This is a genomic window from Bradyrhizobium arachidis, from assembly GCF_015291705.1.
Lineage (GTDB): Bacteria > Pseudomonadota > Alphaproteobacteria > Rhizobiales > Xanthobacteraceae > Bradyrhizobium > Bradyrhizobium arachidis.
On the sequence record NZ_CP030050.1, the window covers coordinates 8,379,266 to 8,396,687 of the forward strand.

Consider the following 17,422-nt stretch of genomic DNA (forward strand, 5'->3'; position numbering starts at 1 on the left):
AGGAAACCACGAGCATCACTGTCCTTCGCCGGTGGCCGGTACGTGGCCTTCACGTTTCAGTTTAGAAAATTCTCGGTCAGTGGCCATAAAGCGCGCCAACATTGGGGCGATGAGTTTAGTTGGATCGACCAGTTGACCACATTGACGCGTAAGCACTTCTGCATATGCAATGAGATCACGATGCACGGCCGCGGGCAGCTCCGCACTCACTTTGACCGGCTTGTCGTCTGGAAGCTCTCCTATTCTAAGCTTGGGCATCCCTATCCTCCATATGGCGCAAGTATGAGGTCGCGATTGACGAGAACACGAACCGGGAAACCAGGTCGCACGGTCAGCGTGGGCTGGATGTTGAGACTGCGCCGAACTACCTGCTGTCCGGTCTGGTTCAGTGAGTCCGAGGCGCCGTGCCGCAATGCTTGGATGATTGCGCTGTCGTTGCTGTTGGTATCAGAGCCGGCTCCCAGTTCGGTCCCGACCGCCAGAAACGTGGACAGTGCCGCAGCCTTAAACAGCTCACCCCAGTGATTGTCGACCTGGTCTTCGAGGCCTGCATATCCTGCGGCATCAGCGCCAGGCTGCCGCTCGAGAACGATAGAACGTCCATTCGGCATGATCAACCGGGTCCAGACGAGCAGGACACGGGACTGGCCGAAAGCGACCTGGCTATCGTAGACCCCGATCAGACGCGCTCCCTGGGGCACAAGCAGAAAGCGGCCGGTCGGTGAGTCAAAAAGGTTCTCCATGACCTGCGCGGTCACTTGGCCTGGAAGGTCCGATCGGATCCCGGTGATAAGCGCCCCTGAAATCACCGTCCCAGCCTGCACGATGTATGGTGAAGAGGGTTTGGCAATACGGTCAGGGCTTACCGCTCGGCGGTCCACAGAGGCGTTCACGAAGGCAAGCTTGCGGTCCTGGCCGTTCTGCGCAGATCCATCATCGCCAGTGCTCGTTGCATTCGGTGGCGTGACTCGGTCGTTTTCAACCGCCGCAGCGGGCGGACGCGCTCCGCCATTGATCGCAGCGAACAAATGGCTGGTGCGGGCTGCCTCGGTCTCTTGTTCCCGGCGCTGCTGCTCCGGATCGGCGCCGATCGCCGGTGACTGGCCCTGAGCGGCAAGGATCGGCCGACCAAGATCGCCGGGGAGCGGCGGACCAAGCTGCGGGATTGGCTGGCGCGGAACGCCGGCATAGTCCTTCGGCAGCATCGTAATTCCGTCGGCAACATTGTGATGGTCGGTACTGTAAAGCTCATCGGCCGCTTGATTGCGTGGATGATTGCTCTGCAGCGACCACAGCACCGCTCCGCCGATGACAAGTAATGCAACTGCGCTCCCGCCGGCCAGGATCTTCCGCGACAATCGCGTCACGCGCGGATGCTCTGCTCTCAAGCGGAAGCTCCTGGACTGATCCTCTTGTGTCTCAGGCGGAGCGGCTTGTTCCTGATCGTTTCCATTCCGGGTGTTCATGACGACGGCCTCCCGTCGGTCCGAACAATGCGGACCTTCTGCTGGTGCTCGCCGCCAAGCCGCAGTTCCGCGGCAGCAAATAGCCGATCGACGATCAATACGTTGCCGTAAGCGCGGTAGTTGACGAGTTCAGTCTTGCCGTCTGGACCGATGGCGAAGAGCGGAGGCATCTCGCCCTGCACGATGCCTTGCGGGAATTCGACATAGACCTTGCGGCCATCGTCATATGCGGCGAGCGGCCGCCAGGGAGGACTGTCGCCTTCGATGGCATAGCGGGAGATTCGCTGCGCCGGATCCGGAAGGACGGGCTTCAGAGCAGCTGAACGCGACCGTTCGCGTACCGTCTCAGGATAGTACCAGGCAACGGATGGCATGTATGGCCGCTCGCGGGAGCGTAGCTCGATCAGGTAGGTGCGCCGGTCAGTATTGACCACCAGGTTGGTCTCGATCGAAGCTCGGGTCGGCTTGACCAGGATGTGGACACGCCGTGTGTCCCCGCTCCCGCTCTCGGTATCGCCCACGACCCAGCGTACGGTATCTCCGGCCGCGATCGGCCCTGATCCCGTCAACTGTTCTCCCTCCTCGAGCGCGATATCCGTGATCTGCCCCGGCGCGGCGTAAATCTGATAGAGCGCGCCGGGACTGTAGGCGTAGATTTGCGCCGCGTTGAAATAGCCCCGCTTGCGCGGTTCGACCCGGGCTGCGCTATTTGCTGTCTCAACCCGGCTCACGGGTTCAGCATCTTCCTTCTCTCCCGACTTGCCGCCGAGAGCGGGCTTCCAGAGGGGTGGAACGTGAAGCGATCGCGATCTGTCGTTGACAGCCACCGGCGTCGCCGATAGCGGAGGCACTTCGGTGTCATAGCTGATCTCCGGCGGAATGTAGGTCGCGCACCCACCGAGCGCCGACGGACAAAGCAGAATAGCGGACAGAACTGCACGCTTCGAGTTCACGAACACGGTCCAAGCCGAATTGAGCTTGCTGCGCTTCGAATTGACGTCAAATTGCGTCTTGGTCACTGACTCAACTCCTTTGACCAGTTGATCGCGCGGACGTAAACGCCAAGCGGATTCTTGCGCAGGCGTTCGGCGTCGCGGGGCGTCTCGATGACGATCGAGAGAATTGCAGTCCAGCGCTCAGTCGAGCTCAACGAACCGTTGTCGTAGGTGCGCTGGGTCCAAGCCGCCCGAAAGCTCTCCGAAGAGGCGCGAATGACGCTCGAGACCTCGACGGAGATTTGTGCCTTACCCAGCTTTGCGAACGGGTCGTTGTTGCGCGCGAAGTCGTTGAGCGCAGCCGCGCCGCGATCGGTTGTAAAATCATAGGCCCGAAGCCAGTTTTGGCGCAGAACGATTCCGTCGGCAGGTAGGCTCCTGACATCCTCGATAAAGCGCGCCAGATGGTAGGCAATCTGCGCATCAGTCGGCTGATAGTCGATGTTAGCTGGCGCAACCCTTTGGGCCTTTCCAAGATGATCGACCTCAACCACCCACGGCGTGATCGAGCCTTGATTTGATTGCCAGACAAGTCCACCCGCGAGACCGACTGAAAGCATCAAGCAACCGAATGCCATCAGGCGCCAGTTCTTCGCTTGCACTCGCGCCGATCCGATGCGTTCGTCCCAAACCTGAGCTGCCTTTTGATAAGGCGTAGTCGGCTCGGGCATTCGCCCGTAGTGTACTGATGATCGTTTGAACATCGATGGTTGCCCCTGGTATCGAGTGATCGGTTTCAAGTCGTGCGGTGGCTCGGATTTTGAGGCGCTGTAGGGTGAGGTGTCAGCGCTCTCCTTCAGACAAATCGACGGATGAGCCGCTGCCACTATGATCGCCTGAGCGGACCGCTTGGCCGGCTGTTGATGCACCGTGCCGAATAGTCTCGGCACGCTTCATGCGTCGCGCCCAATCGGGTTGCCCTTCGGCCGAAGTGCTCGCGGCCGACGCACCGGTTTCCCCACCTCCGCCGAGTGCGGCGGCTGCACGACGCAACGGGCTCATGGCAGCCGAGGCGCCAGCCTCGGCAACGCCAGCAATGCCTCCGCTTCGATAGGCGGCGGACGCTCCGCTCCAGACGGCGCCCCCGCCGCGCGCGGCCCCAGCAATTGCGGCGCCAGCGAGACCAACACCGCCGGCGGCAAGACCCGCGCCCGCCGCAACAATGCCACCGGCAGCAAGGCCCGTTCCAACCGCGGCACCGGCACCGAGCTGAGGTCCGCCCGACACCAGGCCGTTTGCAATACCCGGACCGAAGATACCGAGGCCCAGCAAGGAGAGCGCCGCGAGCACCAGTGTCATCGCGTCCTCGATGGTTGGCTGATTGCCGCCAAAGCCAGCGGTGAACTGCGAGAACAGGGTCGATCCGATCCCGACGATGACGGCCAGGACCAAGACTTTGATTCCGGAGGATATGACATTGCCCAGGACCCGCTCTGCTGCGAAGGCGGTCTTGCCAAACAAGCCAAACGGAATGAGCACGAAGCCGGCAAGCGTCGTGAGCTTGAACTCGATCAGGGTGACAAAGAGCTGGATCGCCAGAATGAAGAAGGCGAGCAACACCACGACCCAGGCGAACAGGAGAACGACGATCTGGACGAAATTCTCGAAGAAGCTGATGTAGCCCATCAGGTTGGAGATCGAGTCGAGGAGCGGACGGCCGGCGTCGAGTCCGACTTGAGCGATCTTTCCCGGCCGCAGGAAGTCCGACGCGGAGAGACTTGTGCCAGATGCCTTCAAGCCAAGACCGGCAAAGCTCTCGAAGACGATGCGCGCCAAGCTGTTCCAGTTGCCGATGAGGTAGGCAAAGACGCCCACGAAGAGCGTCTTCTTGACGAGACGGGCGATGATATCCTCGTCCGGCCCCCAACTCCAGAACAACGCAGCAAGCGTAATGTCGATCGCGGCAAGAGTCGTGGCGAGATATCCGACGTCACTTCGCAGCAGCCCGAAGCCGTTATCGATATAACGCGTGAACGTTTCCAAGAACTGGTCGATGATCCCCGTACCCGTCATGGCTTGCTCGCCTCGGGCGTCACCGGTTGCGGATATCCTTGCGGGATCCGGCTCTGGTCTTTTGGGGCGGGCGCCAACGTTACGGGCGGTTCCTCTTGGCCTGGAACAGCGGCACCGGCTTTCTTGCCCAAGAAGCGTCGCCGGTTTTCGGCCCAAACGCCCTTACATTGCCGATAATCCGCTGTTTCTTCCGGAGTGACGCCGCGGCAGCGCGCGAGGTCTGAGCTGGTTGCATCGGTCGTCTGCTCCGCCTTCGGTGTCGGCGGAGAATTGTCTCCGCCACGCAGCTGAATCGTGCAGGCAGCGACGGCTACTAGGCCGATTGTCGTAAGCAGCGACAAAGCCTTGAATGCCTTTAAGTCGGTCATTAGTGGAACATCTGCACGTTGGATGATTGATAGCCCTGCCCAGGTGTCAGGAAGCGCCGAAGTTGTTCTCGTCCCTGATCCTGGGCCGAGGCGCGCTGAGCTGATTCAAGACTCTGCGCCCGGCCTTGCGCCGTCACGACAGCGGTGAGGTCGCCGAGCTGCTGCGCGTTCAGCGCAAGGATCTGATTGCCAGCTTGCGTTGCCTGCAGAGCGCCGCTAGCGCCTTGGCTTGACGTTACGAGCGCGGACGTCTGGATGCGGTTAGTGTCGAGATTGTCAACGATGCCGGCTTGGACGCGAAGCGCGTCTTGTGTTGCCGCGTAAGTATTTTGCCACCGCGATTGAGCGTTGGTGACGAGCAACTGGCTGGATTGGTTTCCAGCGGCCGGCGCGTAGTTCGTCGAGAACGCGCGATCGATCTGCTGGACGTCGTAGGCAATGCGCTGCGCCTGGCCCAGTAATTGCTGGGTCCGCTGAATCGAGGATTGCAGTTGCTGCAACGATGAATACGGAAGGTTTGCCAGGTTCTTCGCCTGATTGATGAGCATCTGCGCCTCGTTCTGCAACGAGATGATCTGATTGTTGATCTGCTGGAGCTCCCGCGCGGCGGTCAGGACGTTCTGAACATAGTTGTTGGGATCGAAGACAATCAGCGCCCGTGCGGGCACCGCGACGCCAAGCACTAGCGCGACAGTGCCAGCGGCCGCCAACAGACCAAGACGCTTCATAGCGGTTTCTCCAGATTGACGAGATTGGGGATCAGGTCGAGGGCCCAGGCGACGCCACGGTGCTGGAGCCAGGCGGGCACGAAGCCGTCGGCTCCATGTTCGGCGATGAGTTGCGTGATGACAGCCTGGTCTGTCTTGGAAGAGGCTGCGGTAAATGTGAGCGCAATCTCGCCAAGACCAAGTTCGAACATCCGGTTGCCGCGACGAGACTGGCAATAGTAGTCGCGCTTTGGCGTTGCCCGGCTCAGAAGCTCGATCTGGCGGTCATTGAGGCCGAAGCGGCGGTAGATGGCAGTGATCTGCGGCTCGATCGCCCGTTCGTTCGGCAGCAACAATCGCGTTGGGCAGCTTTCGATGATGGCCGGCGCGATCGCAGATCCATCAATGTCCGAAAGCGACTGGGTGGCGAAGATAACGGACGCGTTCTTTTTCCGAAGCGTCTTCAGCCATTCCCGGAGTTGCCCTGCAAAATCCTCGTCATCGAGGGCAAGCCAGCCTTCGTCGACAATCAGGAGTGTTGGCCGGCCGTCGAGACGATCACCAATGCGATGGAAGAGGTACCCCAGCACGGCCGGCGCAGCACTCGTTCCGATCAAGCCTTCGGTCTCGAATGCCTGCACCGAGGCCTCGCCAAGGCGCTCGAATTCAGCATCGAGCAAGCGCCCGGATGGACCGCCGAGGCAATAAGGTTGCAAGGCGCGTTTCAGGGAGTTCGATTGCAGCAGAACCGACAGGCCCGTGAGGGTGCGCTCCTCCCTCGGCGCCGAGGCAAGAGACGTCAGCGCCGACCACAGGTGATCCTTGACCTCCGGGGTGATCTCAAGCTTTTCTCGCGCCAGGATCGCGCCGATCCATTCCGTCGCCCACCCCCGCTCGACGGAATCGTCGATCCAGGCCAGCGGTTGCAGGGCGACGGGGTTCTCGTCTCCGGCAGACAGCGCACCGCCGAGATCATGCCAGTCGCCATTCATGGCGAGCGCGGCCGCCCGGATTGAACCGCCGAAGTCAAACGCAAAAACCTGAGAGTTCGGATAGCGGCGGAACTGTAGCGCCATCAGCGCGAGTAGCACTGACTTGCCAGCGCCTGTCGGCCCCACCACGAGGGTATGACCGACATCGCCGACGTGGAGTGAGAATCGGAACGGCGTTGATCCCTCGGTCTTGCCGAACAGAAGCGGCGGACCCTTGAAGTGCAGATCCCTCGCCTCGCCGGCCCACACGGCCGACATCGGAATCATATGGGCGAGGTTGAGGGTCGATACCGGCGGCTGCCGCACATTGGCGTAGACGTGCCCGGGCAGACTGCCGAGCCACGCTTCAACGGCGTTCACCGTCTCGATCATACAGGTGAAATCGCGGCCCTGGATGACCTTCTCGACCAACCTCAGCTTTTCGTCGGCAGCATTGGGATCGCGATCCCAGACGGTAATTGTTGCAGTGACAAAGGCTTGCCCGATCTGATCCGACCCCAGTTCCTGCAAAGCCGCGTCGGCATCTATTGCCTTGTTGTGGGCGTCGGTATCGAGCAGCGTCGACGCCTCGTTCGTCATGACCTCCTTGAGAATGGCGCCAATCGACTTTCGCTTGGCGAACCACTGCCGTCGAATCTTGGTCAGAAGCTTGGTGGCATCGATCTTGTCGAGCATGATTGCCCGGGTCGACCACCGATACGAGAATGGCAGACGATTCAGGTCGTCCAGGATCCCCGGGGTCGTAGCGCCCGGAAAGCCGACAATCGTCAGGACCCGAAGATTGGCTGAGCCCAACATTGGCTCTAGCCCGCCGGTCAACGGCTGGTCGGCCAAGAGCGCATCGATGTACATGGGAATTTCGGGCACCCGAACGCGGTGACGCTTGGTCGAGATCGTCGAGTGCAGGTAGGTCAGTGTGTCCTGATCGTCGAGCCAGGCGCATTCGGGCATGAAGCCTTCGACGAGTTGCAGTACGCGGTTGGTTTGACCGACAAACCCGCGCAGCACCTCGTGCGCGTCGGCTCCAACGCTCCGATCGCGTCCCTCATAGAGTAGTCGCTCCGCCCTGGCGGCCCCCTCCTCGGGGGGCAGGTAAAGAAAGGTGAGGAAGTAACTGGATTCATAGTGAGCGTCCGCCTCTTCAAACTGAGCTCGGCGCTCAGCGTCGACCAGTGCGGACGCGACATCCGGAAAGGTGTTCGGCGGATAAGCACCCGCAAAATGGCGTTGCGCCTCAACGAAGACTGCCCAACCAGATCCCAGGCGGCGCAGGGCGTTATTCAGGCGACCCGCGACGGCGACGAGTTCAGCCGGCACTGCGCTATCCAGGTCAGGTCCCCGGAACTTCGCCGTCCGTTGGAACGAGCCGTCCTTGTTCAGGATGATCCCCTCGTCGACCAAGGCGGCCCACGGCAGGAAGTCGGCAAGACGCGCGTTGGAATGGCGGTATTCGGCAAGGTTCATCATATTATCGAGCTCAGGTGTTGAGATGGCCGGGAATACGCAGATGTCGGCGCGCGACGTCGACAAAGGCTGGATCGCGCTTGGCGGCCCAGACGGCGGCCATGTGGCCGATGAACCAGAGGACAAGACCCGCGATCCAGAGCCGCAATCCCAGCCCAAGGGCTGCCGCAAGCGTGCCGTTCACGATCGCAACCGACCGCGGCGCGCCGCCCATCAGAATTGGCTCGGTGAGCGCGCGGTGAACGGGCACGACAAAGCCTGTGACCAGTTCATCCATCAGATCACCACGCCGCCGCCGAAGGAGAAGAACGACAGGAAGAAGCTCGAGGCGGCAAATGCGATCGACAGACCGAACACGATCTGGATCAGCCTGCGGAAACCACCTGACGAGTCACCGAACGCGAGCGTGAGCCCGGTCACGACGATGATGATGACGGCGATGATCTTCGCGACCGGGCCTTCGACCGACTGCAAGATCTGATTAAGTGGCTGCTCCCACGGCATGTTCGAGCCAGCCGCCCACGCCGGCGCCGACGCCAAAAGCACCGCGCCGAAGGCGGCCAACGATGCACCTCTAAAAAAGCGAAATTGCTGACGCATGTCAGTCTCCTGCTGATGAAAGGTTGTAGTCGCCGGTGGCACCAAGCCCCGTGACGAGGGCGAGCTCAGCGAGGCGACGGTCGGCGCCGCGCCCCGCAAGCACGGCAACGAGGTTGATGGTCTCGGCGATCAAGGCGCGCGGAACCGTGATGACGGCTTCCTGGATGAGTTGCTCGAGCCGCCGCAGCGCACCAAGCGCACTGCCCGCGTGAATGGTCCCAATGCCGCCGGGGTGGCCTGTGCCCCATGCCTTGAGTAGATCGAGCGCTTCGGCACCGCGAACTTCGCCGACCGGAATACGGTCTGGACGCAGTCGCAGCGAGGAGCGAACGAGGTCCGATAGCGTGGCCACGCCATCTTTGGTCCGCAAAGCCACGAGATTGGGCGCTTTGCATTGGAGTTCGCGTGTATCTTCGATCAGAACGACCCGATCGGAGGTCTTCGCCACCTCCGCCAAGAGGGCGTTCGTCAAGGTCGTCTTGCCGGTCGATGTCCCGCCGGCGACGAGGATGTTCTTCCGTGCGGCGACCGCGTTCTGCAGGATCTTGGCCTGCTCCGAGGTCAAGATCCCACTGCCGACGTAGTCGTCGAGCGTAAACACAGCGACTGCGGGCTTGCGGATCGCAAAGGCCGGTGCCGCAACGACCGGGGGCAACAGACCTTCGAAGCGCTCGCCGGTCCCAGGCAATTCGGCCGAAACCCGTGGGGAGCCGGCATGCACCTCAGCGCCGACATGATGCGCGACCAGGCGAACAATGCGCTCACCGTCCGCTGCGGAGAGCGTTTCGCCTGTGTCGATCAGGCCATTCGACAACCGGTCGATCCACAGCCGCCCATCTGGGTTGAGCATCACCTCGATGATCGCTTCATCTTCGAGGTAACTGGCAATCGCCGGGCTGAGCGCGCTGCGCAGCATTCGTGCGCCGCGCGAACTCGCTTCCGATTGAATCGTATGGATTGCCACCGTTCGCCCCCACCGAATGAGAGCGTCCACAGGCGCCCCTCAGATGGGAATGATTAAAAAAGGCACCAATGGACTTGGTGCAACAATGGCTTTCAGTGATCGTAGATTGGCGTAGTAAAAGAAAGACAGAGAACTGGTCTCTAGGCCTACTCAATCGGATCAGTTCGCCACGGGTTGCTGCTCACCACTCCGCATCGTCATCCGCGGGCAGAAGGATGACCGAATCCTCATATAACCCAATTGACTCGACACCGTAGGAAACATCAGCCGGCTTGAAGAAGAGGATTGAACTCGTCCATGAAACGATGGATCGGCACCAGGGCAGCGCGAACAAGACAAACGTCGCGATCTGCAGTGCCACGTTGAGACCGAACGCGACTTGATAGGCCTGGACGGGCCTATGGCCATCATTCGCAGACCATTGCTCCAGGATAAGACCTGTCACGTATTGTGCCAGAAACGCCCAACCAAAGTGCAAGACGTTCAAGGCGCCGTTGGCGCGACCGGCCAGCTCCGGCGGAAAGTAATCCGCTATGACCGCGAAGCTGACCACGGTTGCTGTTCCGACAATTGCGACAACAGACCAGGGCCAAATGGACGGCAGAGGCGCTCGCAGGATCAAGGCTAACTCCGCTGCGATGAACAGCACTGCTACCATGGCCAATATCGCCTCCGCCCCGATTCCTCTTCGTTTGGTGTAGTGGACCGCCATACCGAACAACCAGGCACCACCGCTCAATACGATCGACATTATGAACAGCTGTCGGACCAGACTGTCGCGATCAAACCCCTCTACGTCTATCAACCACGGCGACGCCCACAAACCCTGCAGGGACCAGGATGATCCAATGCAAGTCGCCGATAACGGGGCCATTCGCCAGAACCTTCGATCGCTGAAAACGGAGCTAAGAGTGACGCGCGCCGTTGATGGGACAATGCCTCGCTCAGGCACGACGGTATAGATGAGAATGGCCGTCGCACCGGTAGCGGCCGCCAGGACCTCAAAGAGTTGCCGCCAGCCCATCCAGGCGAGCAGGTATTCGAGGGGGACCGTGGCAGTCACCGCTCCTAACGATCCCAGCATGACCATGTAGCCGTTAAGCAAGGCGACACGCTCCCTGGGGAACCAAAGGACGATCGACTTCAGCCCTGCGGTCAACGCCGCGGCCACGCCAAGCCCGATCATTGCACGCGCGATCAAAAGCGAGAGGAAGTCAGTCGATATCGCGAAGAGGCCGGCGCCTGCTGCGGCAAGCAAGAGCAGAATGCTCTGGACGCGACGCGGACCAAAGCGATCCAACAATATACCGATGGGTATCTGAGCGACCGCGAAAACAAGAAAATACACTGCCGTAAGCAACCCGAGATCGGCAGCCCCAACCCCAGTATCCGAGCTGAGATGGCTAGCCATCAAGGCATTGATCGTTCGGAACAGATAAGAGAGATAGTACCCAGCTACAAAAGGGAGAAAAACGCGCGCGATTCGACGCCATGCTGTTGAGATTTGCATGCTGGCCCCCTTTGCTCTCAGCTCACTCGAGCCGATAGCGCGTCCAGCTTTTGTCGGTTCGGCTAAATCGCTGCAGTCGTAGGCTGGCGTAGAAAAAGAAGGGACCGGCGAAAGGGTCTTTCTACGGGTTCAATTAAGCATCTTCGGCCGGTTCCTGATGGCGGATATCTTCTGGAATCTCGCGCAGGAAGCTCTGTCCCTTTTGCAAACGGCGCCCGAGCGCCTCGACAAATCCTTCAAAGCGCTCCCGACCTTTTGCCTGCGCGACCGCCTGGACTTCATTGGGTAATGGCGGCGTGATCGTCAGCCAGAACCGTATGAAAAGGGCCAAGGTCTCAGCCGTCAGACCGACGTCACGCTCCAGCCTCTGCATCTGGCGCGATAGCCGGTCCAGGCGACGGGTGAATGCTGCCTCCCGTCTATCCGCTCCGTCCGGTGACAGGAACGATGCGACAGCCGCTTCCACGATGGCAGACCGTGAAAGCTTCTTGCGATCGGCGAGCTCCGAGATCTGTTTCAGAAGCTCTGGCGGAAAGTAAACGTTCATCCTGTCGCGCATGCCTCAGAGTTCCATACCGTCATTCGGGTCCATGGCAACCTGGCGGACGACGCCACGCATCTGCTGACGAAGCAGTCGAGATTGGCGGACCGCGTCCTCATCGTCGTCAAGAACGACGGCAAATTCTTCTGCCGGTGTCGATTCGATTGTTTCCCTGACGATAGCGACGTGATCGGGGAGTTCGGGCTCCCGACGAAGGCCGCTGTTCGCCGTGTCTTCCTCGGCCTCGGCGGCCCTGTTAGTTGGACCTCCCGTCGGCTTCAGCGTTCCGAGCGCTGACCATCCGTCCGTTCGCGGCGATCGGCCGGCGCTCGCCGGATCGGGCGGTGACAAAACCCGCTCGGTGAACCGGCGATCTTCGTAGTAGCGGACTTTCTTCGCCCGGATCGGTGCCGTCCCTGCCACCATGACGATCTCGTCCATCGGCGGAAGCTGCATGACCTCGCCTGGCGTCAGCAGCGGCCTCGCCGTCTCCTGCCGAGAGACCATCAGGTGCCCCAGCCAGGGATTTAACCTGTGCCCGGCGTAGTTCTTCATCGCCCTCATCTCAGTCGCTGTACCGAGTGCATCGGACACCCGCTTGGCTGTCCGCTCGTCGTTGGTCGCGAAACTGACGCGGATATGGCAGTTGTCCAGGATCGCGTTGTTAGGGCCGTAGGCCTTTTCGATTTGATTGAGCGACTGCGCGATCAGGAAACTCTTGATGCCGTACCCAGCCATGAAGGCGAGCGCGGACTCGAAGAAATCGAGCCGCCCAAGGGCTGGGAACTCGTCAAGCATCATCAGCACACGATGCCGGCGGTCGCGGGCGTGCAGATCTTCGGTCAGGCGCCGGCCGATCTGGTTCAGCACCAGGCGGATCAACGGCTTGGTCCGCGAGATATCGGAGGGCGGCACCACGAGGTAAAGCGTCGTCGGGCGGCGATCGGCGATCAGATCGGCAATCCGCCAGTCGCAGCGGCAGGTCACCCGGGCCACCACGGGATCGCGGTAGAGCCCGAGAAACGACATCGCGGTGGACAGGACGCCAGAGCGCTCATTCTCCGATTTGTTGAGGAGTTCGCGTGCAGTCGAGGCGACGACGGGATGGGCGCCCTGCTCGCCAAGGTGCGCGGTGGTCATCATTGCCTTCAGCGTCGCCTCGATCGGCCGCTTCGGATCGGACAGGAAGGCGGCGACACCGGCCAGGGTCTTGTCCACCTCGGCATAGAGGACATGGAGGATAGCGCCGACCAGGAGCGAATGACTGGTCTTCTCCCAATGATTCCGCTTGTCGAGAGAGCCTTCGGGGTCGACCAGGACGTCGGCGACGTTCTGCACATCGCGAACCTCCCATTCCCCGCGCCGGACCTCGAGAAGCGGATTGTAAGCCGAGGATTTCGGGTTGGTCGGGTCGAACAACAGGACACGGCCATGCCGCGCGCGGAAACCCGCGGTCAGTTGCCAGTTCTCCCCCTTGATATCGTGCACGATGGCCGAACCCGGCCAAGCCAGCAGCGAGGGAACGACGAGTCCGACGCCCTTGCCGGACCGGGTGGGAGCAAAACACAGCACGTGCTCCGGCCCCTCATGGCGGAGGTAGTCGCGATCGAGCTTGCCCAGTACCACACCATCCGGACCGAGAAGTCCGGCCGCTCGAACCTCTTCCGCATTAGCCCAGCGCGCCGACCCATAGGTCTCGACATTCTTGGCCTCGCGCGCCCGCCAGACCGACATGCCGATCGCCACAGCGATCGAAACAAAGGTCCCCGACGACGCGATGAAGGCTCCCTCGACAAAGACCTGAGGCGCGTAGGCATCGTAGACGAACCACCACCAGAAGAAGATCGGCGGATAATAGATCTTGAAGCCCAACAGTTCGAACCAGGGCCGGCCAAGCTCGGGCTGGTAGGCAAGTCGCCAGGCCGTCCACTCGGTTGCTCCCCAGATGGCCAGCAAGACGATCAGGCCGACAACGATCACCTGTCCCCAGAGGATTTTGGTTCCGGACATTCCGAGCGTCCTTCCGCAACTGAATTGGCGAGATTGCTAGAGGCCGAGGTCGCGCTTGCGACCAAAGCCCCATTCGATACCACCGCCGTCCTTCACGACACCGGTGACGTGTTGGCCGAGCCTCTTCTCGAGTTCGCGCGACCAGGGCACGAGCTGGAAGCCGAGCCCATTATCGATCATGGCGAAGCGTCCCGAGGCGAGCGTCAGCCGCTGGCGATACGTGCCCGCCACATGCTCCCCAGAGGCGGCGTTCACATGAGGCAAGCCGGTGTCGGCTGAGACTTTTGCGGCCACCTCGTCCAGCTCGCGTCGACGCAACGTGTCCAGGAGGTCGCGTTGCAGGATGATGCGTTGGCCCTGCCGCCGCGCCAGGCCCTGCTGGATCAGATGCTCGGTTCGGGCTTCCATGGCGTCGCGGGTCTCGCGGCCGAATCCGCCCATGGCAAGTGGCATCGGGTCGCGTTCGACCAGCCTGTGGTCGAGCCAAGTGGCCCCTTTAGCAGTGACCTGCTCGGCAAGATCGAGATCGGAGCGGGTCGCCAGCACCACGGTCGGCCGCGGATCGCCGGCTTGACCGAAGCGTCGGACTTCGACGATGCCGCCGGCCGGCGGAACATGTTCGAAAGCCTCGAGCCCTCGAAAGCGCACATGGTGCGCCCGTCCGTCTGTTCCGTCGATCAGGGCATAGGCCTCGCCAGTCAGCTCGTCATGCAGTCCACGGTCGACTAGGCGTCCGATAATCTGGGACGTCGGCTGTCCACCCTCGATGACGAAGTCGGCAACGCCGCGGGGTTCTCCACGCTCGGTAAAGGCGCGGTGCATGGTCTTGATGATGTCGCCCCGCATACCGAGGTCGCGCAAGCTACGCTCGGCCTCGAGCCCGACCATCCATTCCCCTGGTGCAGCGGATGCAGAAAGGCCCATCCTCTCAAGGTACTGAAGGCGGCCAACCATCAATCTCCGGATCTCGGGATCGAGCGTGCCCGGATTTTCGGGCCGGAGATCGATGTAGCCAGCCTCATCTGCCGCAAGCCGGATCTCCCGATCGAGCCGCGTCCATCGTTCCGCCCTGACTTCCCGCTCCAGCGAATTGCGGATTTCGCGCTCCGGCTTTGGACCCAGCTCGATGGCGACCAGTTCCTCGGCGCGTGAGCGCAGGCCCTGGCTGATGTAGTCGCGGGAGATCACGAGGTCCGCCGCGTCCTGATCTACTCCCCGAACGAGAAGGTGGACGTGAGGGTTGTCGGTGTTCCAATGATCGACAGCTACCCAATCGAGCCGCGTGCCGAGATCGGTCTCCATCTGCTTGGCAAGATCACGGGTGAAGGCCTTCAGATCGGTCATGTCGCCCGCATCCTCCGGTGATACGATGAACCTGAAATGATGGCGATCGTCCTGGCACCGTTGCGCGAAGGCCACGCCATCGGCACGGTCACTGCCGGCGTCGAACATCTCGGCTCGCTCCCCGCTAATGGGATGGTCCGGCCGTGCTCCGGCCCTGCCAGCACGAGAAGCTGGCAAGGGGCGCTCAAGACAAGGAGCACGCCATGTCTCAGAAACTCAACGCGGCGATCGCCGTGATCGGCATCGACATCGGCAAAAACTCGTTCCACATCGTGGGTCAGGATCACCGCGGTGCCATCGTGCTGCGGCAGAAGTGGTCGCGCGGCCAGGTGGAAACGCGGCTCGCCAACCTGCCGCCGTGCTTGATCGGTATGGAGGCCTGCGTAGGCGCCCATCATCTCAGCCGCAAACTCCAAGTACTTGGCCACGACGCCCGCCTGATGCCAGCGAAATACGTGCGCCCGTATTCGAAGGGACAGAAGAATGACTTCCGAGATGCGGAAGCCATCGCCGAGGCTGTCCAACGCCCGACCATGAAGTTCGTCGCGACCAAGACCGCCGATCAGCTCGACCTTCAGGCACTGCACCGCGTCCGCGATCGATTGGTCGGTCAGCGTACCGGCGCGATCAATCAGATCCGTGCGTTCCTGCTGGAACGGGGCATCGCCGTGCGGCAAGGCCCGCATTCCCTGCGGTTCGAGTTGCCAGGTATCTTGGCAACACGCACTGATGTGCTCTCGCCTCGCATGTTGCCCATCATCGAGGGTCTGGCGGAAGACTGGCGCCGGCTGGATGAGCGTATCGAGGGTCTATCTGGCGAGATCGAAACACTAGCCCGTCAAGATAGGGCCTGCCAGCGACTGATGACGGTGCCTGGCATTGGCCCAATCATCTCGAGCGCAATGGTGGCTGCGATCGGCACCGGAGACGTGTTCTCGAAAGGCCGCGACTTCGGCGCCTGGCTTGGACTTGTTCCGAAGCAGATATCGACCGGCGACCGCACGATCCTCGGCAGTATATCAAGGCGCGGTAATCGCTACCTGCGCGCGCTGTTCGTGCAAGCCGCGTGGGTTGTTCTGGTAAAGGTCAAGTGCTGGGAGCGCTATGGCCTCAACTCTTGGATCGAAGCCGCCAAGAAGCGATTGCACCACAACGTGCTGGCGATTGCGCTCGCCAACAAGCTCGCCCGGATCGCCTGGGCGGTCCTCAACAAGGGACGCGCCTTCGCGTGCGTCAAGATGGAGGAGACGGTGTCCCGACCTGCTTGATCCTCGCGCCGTGCGCGGGGCCGTCAAGGCGCAGCCTGGCAGCAGGAGAGCAAGACGTCAGGACAGCACGACGGCCGGCTTTGACGGCCCCTTGCGCGCGGCGCGTCTGCGCGCGCAGGCCGGGACGAAGGAACGGCCGCCAGGCACGAACGAAGGAACAGCGCGAAGTGAGGAGCTATCGATGACGTAACAACCCTTACCCGCCGAGGTCTGCGAGAGGATGAGACGACGATGGAGAATCGGTCTTCCCGGCACATGTGAACCCTGGTGACCCAAATGGCCCGGTCGAGGCCTGTCCGCTAACCAGATCACATGCGCGCTGATATCCATGATGGCCCGGAGCACTGCGCTCCAAACAGAGGCCGGATACATTGATGCAAGACCGCATCTACCGGATCGTCGAAATCTTCTTGCACCCCACGGCCGGACCATACATTCGGGTCACGCCGTCGCGCTTCAGATATGAGAGGTGGGCGGTCAGTGGCGCTGAACGGAAGGCTCGCCCTTTGTGACGAACCACGCGCGCCTTCACCACGACGCGCCGCGTCGGGCTGAACAATCTGGCGCGGCTAAACGCGAGGCGCCCGCGGCCAAACGTGGAGCGCCCATAGGCCGCCGAACGCCTGCCAGCTACGGTCTGACCCGAGGTGTGTCCTGCTTTCTTCGCCGCCCTCAGCACCTGGTTGATGAAGCTCTTCGGCTTAGGCGCTCGGGTACTGCGGATGCGCCCAGGCCGAATACGCAGGTCGCTGTCGCCCACGCTCACGGCAGGGCCTCCAAACGATCAAAAGTGCACACGGTGCCGAAAACGCCTTTGATTGCATTCGTCAAAATGCAAAGCGCGGCACGCGCCCCGACCGACCGGCACGCCAGAACCCAAGCCATGCCAATGGCTTGCGGTTCGACCGGCGAGCCCCTTTTATCTCGCCTTCCTAATCGGGCGGGCAAAGTCAACTCATTCCTAGGTTTTTCCTCGAGTCCTCGCAAAATAAGCATCGCTGCTTCCCTCCATCTACGACGCACAAACGTCACCACACCGCGTTGCAGTGGCCTTCACCAGGCGGGGTCCATGCGTTCCTTCGCGTTCAGCACTTCGGCCGTCGCATGCTCTTCATCAGGTTCGTGAACAGGGCTGTCCAAGCAGTCCGGCGCTCTCGTCCCCGAAGGGCGGCAGCAGGCA

15 protein-coding genes and 2 pseudogenes are annotated in these 17,422 nt (G+C 61.5%); 1 reads left to right on the forward strand and 16 read right to left on the reverse strand.

Annotated features, from left to right (window positions below; all coding sequences use genetic code 11):
• Positions 1–15: 15 nt before the first annotated feature.
• From WN72_RS39535 to WN72_RS39605, 15 genes and pseudogenes are all read right to left on the reverse strand, one after another.
• A complete protein-coding gene (locus WN72_RS39535; RefSeq protein ID WP_092220472.1) occupies positions 16–258 on the reverse strand; it encodes a DUF2274 domain-containing protein in 243 nt (80 codons plus the stop codon).
• Between the two features lie 2 nt (positions 259–260).
• Positions 261–1,466 carry a TraB/TrbI/VirB10 family type IV secretion system protein gene (locus WN72_RS39540; protein WP_092220470.1) on the reverse strand — a complete coding sequence of 402 codons (1,206 nt, stop codon included), beginning with the start codon at positions 1,464–1,466 and terminating at the stop codon, positions 261–263.
• Positions 1,463–2,485, reverse strand: coding sequence for a P-type conjugative transfer protein TrbG (gene trbG / locus WN72_RS39545; RefSeq protein ID WP_167381183.1), 1,023 nt, complete (start codon positions 2,483–2,485; stop codon positions 1,463–1,465). Before trbG ends, WN72_RS39540 begins: the two co-directional genes overlap by 4 nt.
• Positions 2,482–3,165, reverse strand: coding sequence for a conjugal transfer protein TrbF (gene trbF / locus WN72_RS39550; RefSeq protein WP_092220468.1), 684 nt, complete (start codon positions 3,163–3,165; stop codon positions 2,482–2,484). Before trbF ends, trbG begins: the two co-directional genes overlap by 4 nt.
• A gap of 79 nt (positions 3,166–3,244) precedes the next feature.
• Positions 3,245–4,474, reverse strand: coding sequence for a P-type conjugative transfer protein TrbL (trbL, locus tag WN72_RS39555; protein WP_092220466.1), 1,230 nt, complete (start codon positions 4,472–4,474; stop codon positions 3,245–3,247).
• Complete coding sequence (gene trbK-alt / locus WN72_RS39560; protein WP_092220464.1) at positions 4,471–4,842, reverse strand: putative entry exclusion protein TrbK-alt; 372 nt, start codon at positions 4,840–4,842, stop codon at positions 4,471–4,473. Before trbK-alt ends, trbL begins: the two co-directional genes overlap by 4 nt.
• On the reverse strand, positions 4,842–5,570 hold the full coding sequence (gene trbJ / locus WN72_RS39565; protein ID WP_092220461.1) for a P-type conjugative transfer protein TrbJ: 729 nt from the start codon (positions 5,568–5,570) through the stop codon (positions 4,842–4,844). Before trbJ ends, trbK-alt begins: the two co-directional genes overlap by 1 nt.
• Positions 5,567–8,008, reverse strand: coding sequence for a conjugal transfer protein TrbE (gene trbE, locus WN72_RS39570; RefSeq protein WP_092220460.1), 2,442 nt, complete (start codon positions 8,006–8,008; stop codon positions 5,567–5,569). The genes trbJ and trbE overlap by 4 nt, the downstream gene beginning before the upstream one ends.
• Before the next feature lie 10 nt (positions 8,009–8,018).
• Positions 8,019–8,282 (reverse strand): VirB3 family type IV secretion system protein, encoded by a 264-nt coding sequence (locus WN72_RS39575; protein ID WP_092220458.1) that lies wholly within the window; start codon positions 8,280–8,282, stop codon positions 8,019–8,021.
• The gene (locus WN72_RS39580) at positions 8,282–8,605 is read right to left on the reverse strand and encodes a TrbC/VirB2 family type IV secretion system protein (RefSeq protein WP_092220456.1); all 324 of its coding nucleotides are present in this window, start codon (positions 8,603–8,605) and stop codon (positions 8,282–8,284) included. Before WN72_RS39580 ends, WN72_RS39575 begins: the two co-directional genes overlap by 1 nt.
• Before the next feature lies 1 nt (position 8,606).
• Positions 8,607–9,521, reverse strand: a complete 915-nt coding sequence (trbB, locus tag WN72_RS39585) for a P-type conjugative transfer ATPase TrbB (protein ID WP_194394073.1) — start codon at positions 9,519–9,521, stop codon at positions 8,607–8,609.
• 229 nt (positions 9,522–9,750) lie between these two features.
• Positions 9,751–11,079, reverse strand: a complete 1,329-nt coding sequence (locus tag WN72_RS39590) for an MFS transporter (protein ID WP_092220452.1) — start codon at positions 11,077–11,079, stop codon at positions 9,751–9,753.
• Positions 11,080–11,212: 133 nt separating this feature from the next.
• Complete coding sequence (locus WN72_RS39595) at positions 11,213–11,638, reverse strand: ribbon-helix-helix domain-containing protein (protein ID WP_092220450.1); 426 nt, start codon at positions 11,636–11,638, stop codon at positions 11,213–11,215.
• Positions 11,639–11,641: 3 nt separating this feature from the next.
• Entirely contained in the window at positions 11,642–13,630 is a 1,989-nt protein-coding gene (locus WN72_RS39600; protein WP_092220448.1) for a conjugal transfer protein TraG, read from the reverse strand.
• Between the two features lie 36 nt (positions 13,631–13,666).
• Positions 13,667–15,097 (reverse strand): annotated as a pseudogene (locus WN72_RS39605) (relaxase/mobilization nuclease domain-containing protein); the annotation flags it as partial.
• Between the two features lie 80 nt (positions 15,098–15,177).
• Between WN72_RS39605 and WN72_RS39610 the strand changes: the two are divergent.
• Positions 15,178–16,242 (forward strand): IS110 family RNA-guided transposase, encoded by a 1,065-nt coding sequence (locus WN72_RS39610; protein ID WP_194482925.1) that lies wholly within the window; start codon positions 15,178–15,180, stop codon positions 16,240–16,242.
• Between the two features lie 436 nt (positions 16,243–16,678).
• Here the strand turns inward: WN72_RS39610 and WN72_RS47320 are convergent.
• Positions 16,679–17,008 (reverse strand): annotated as a pseudogene (locus WN72_RS47320) (type VI secretion protein); the annotation flags it as partial.
• Positions 17,009–17,422 lie beyond the last annotated feature (414 nt).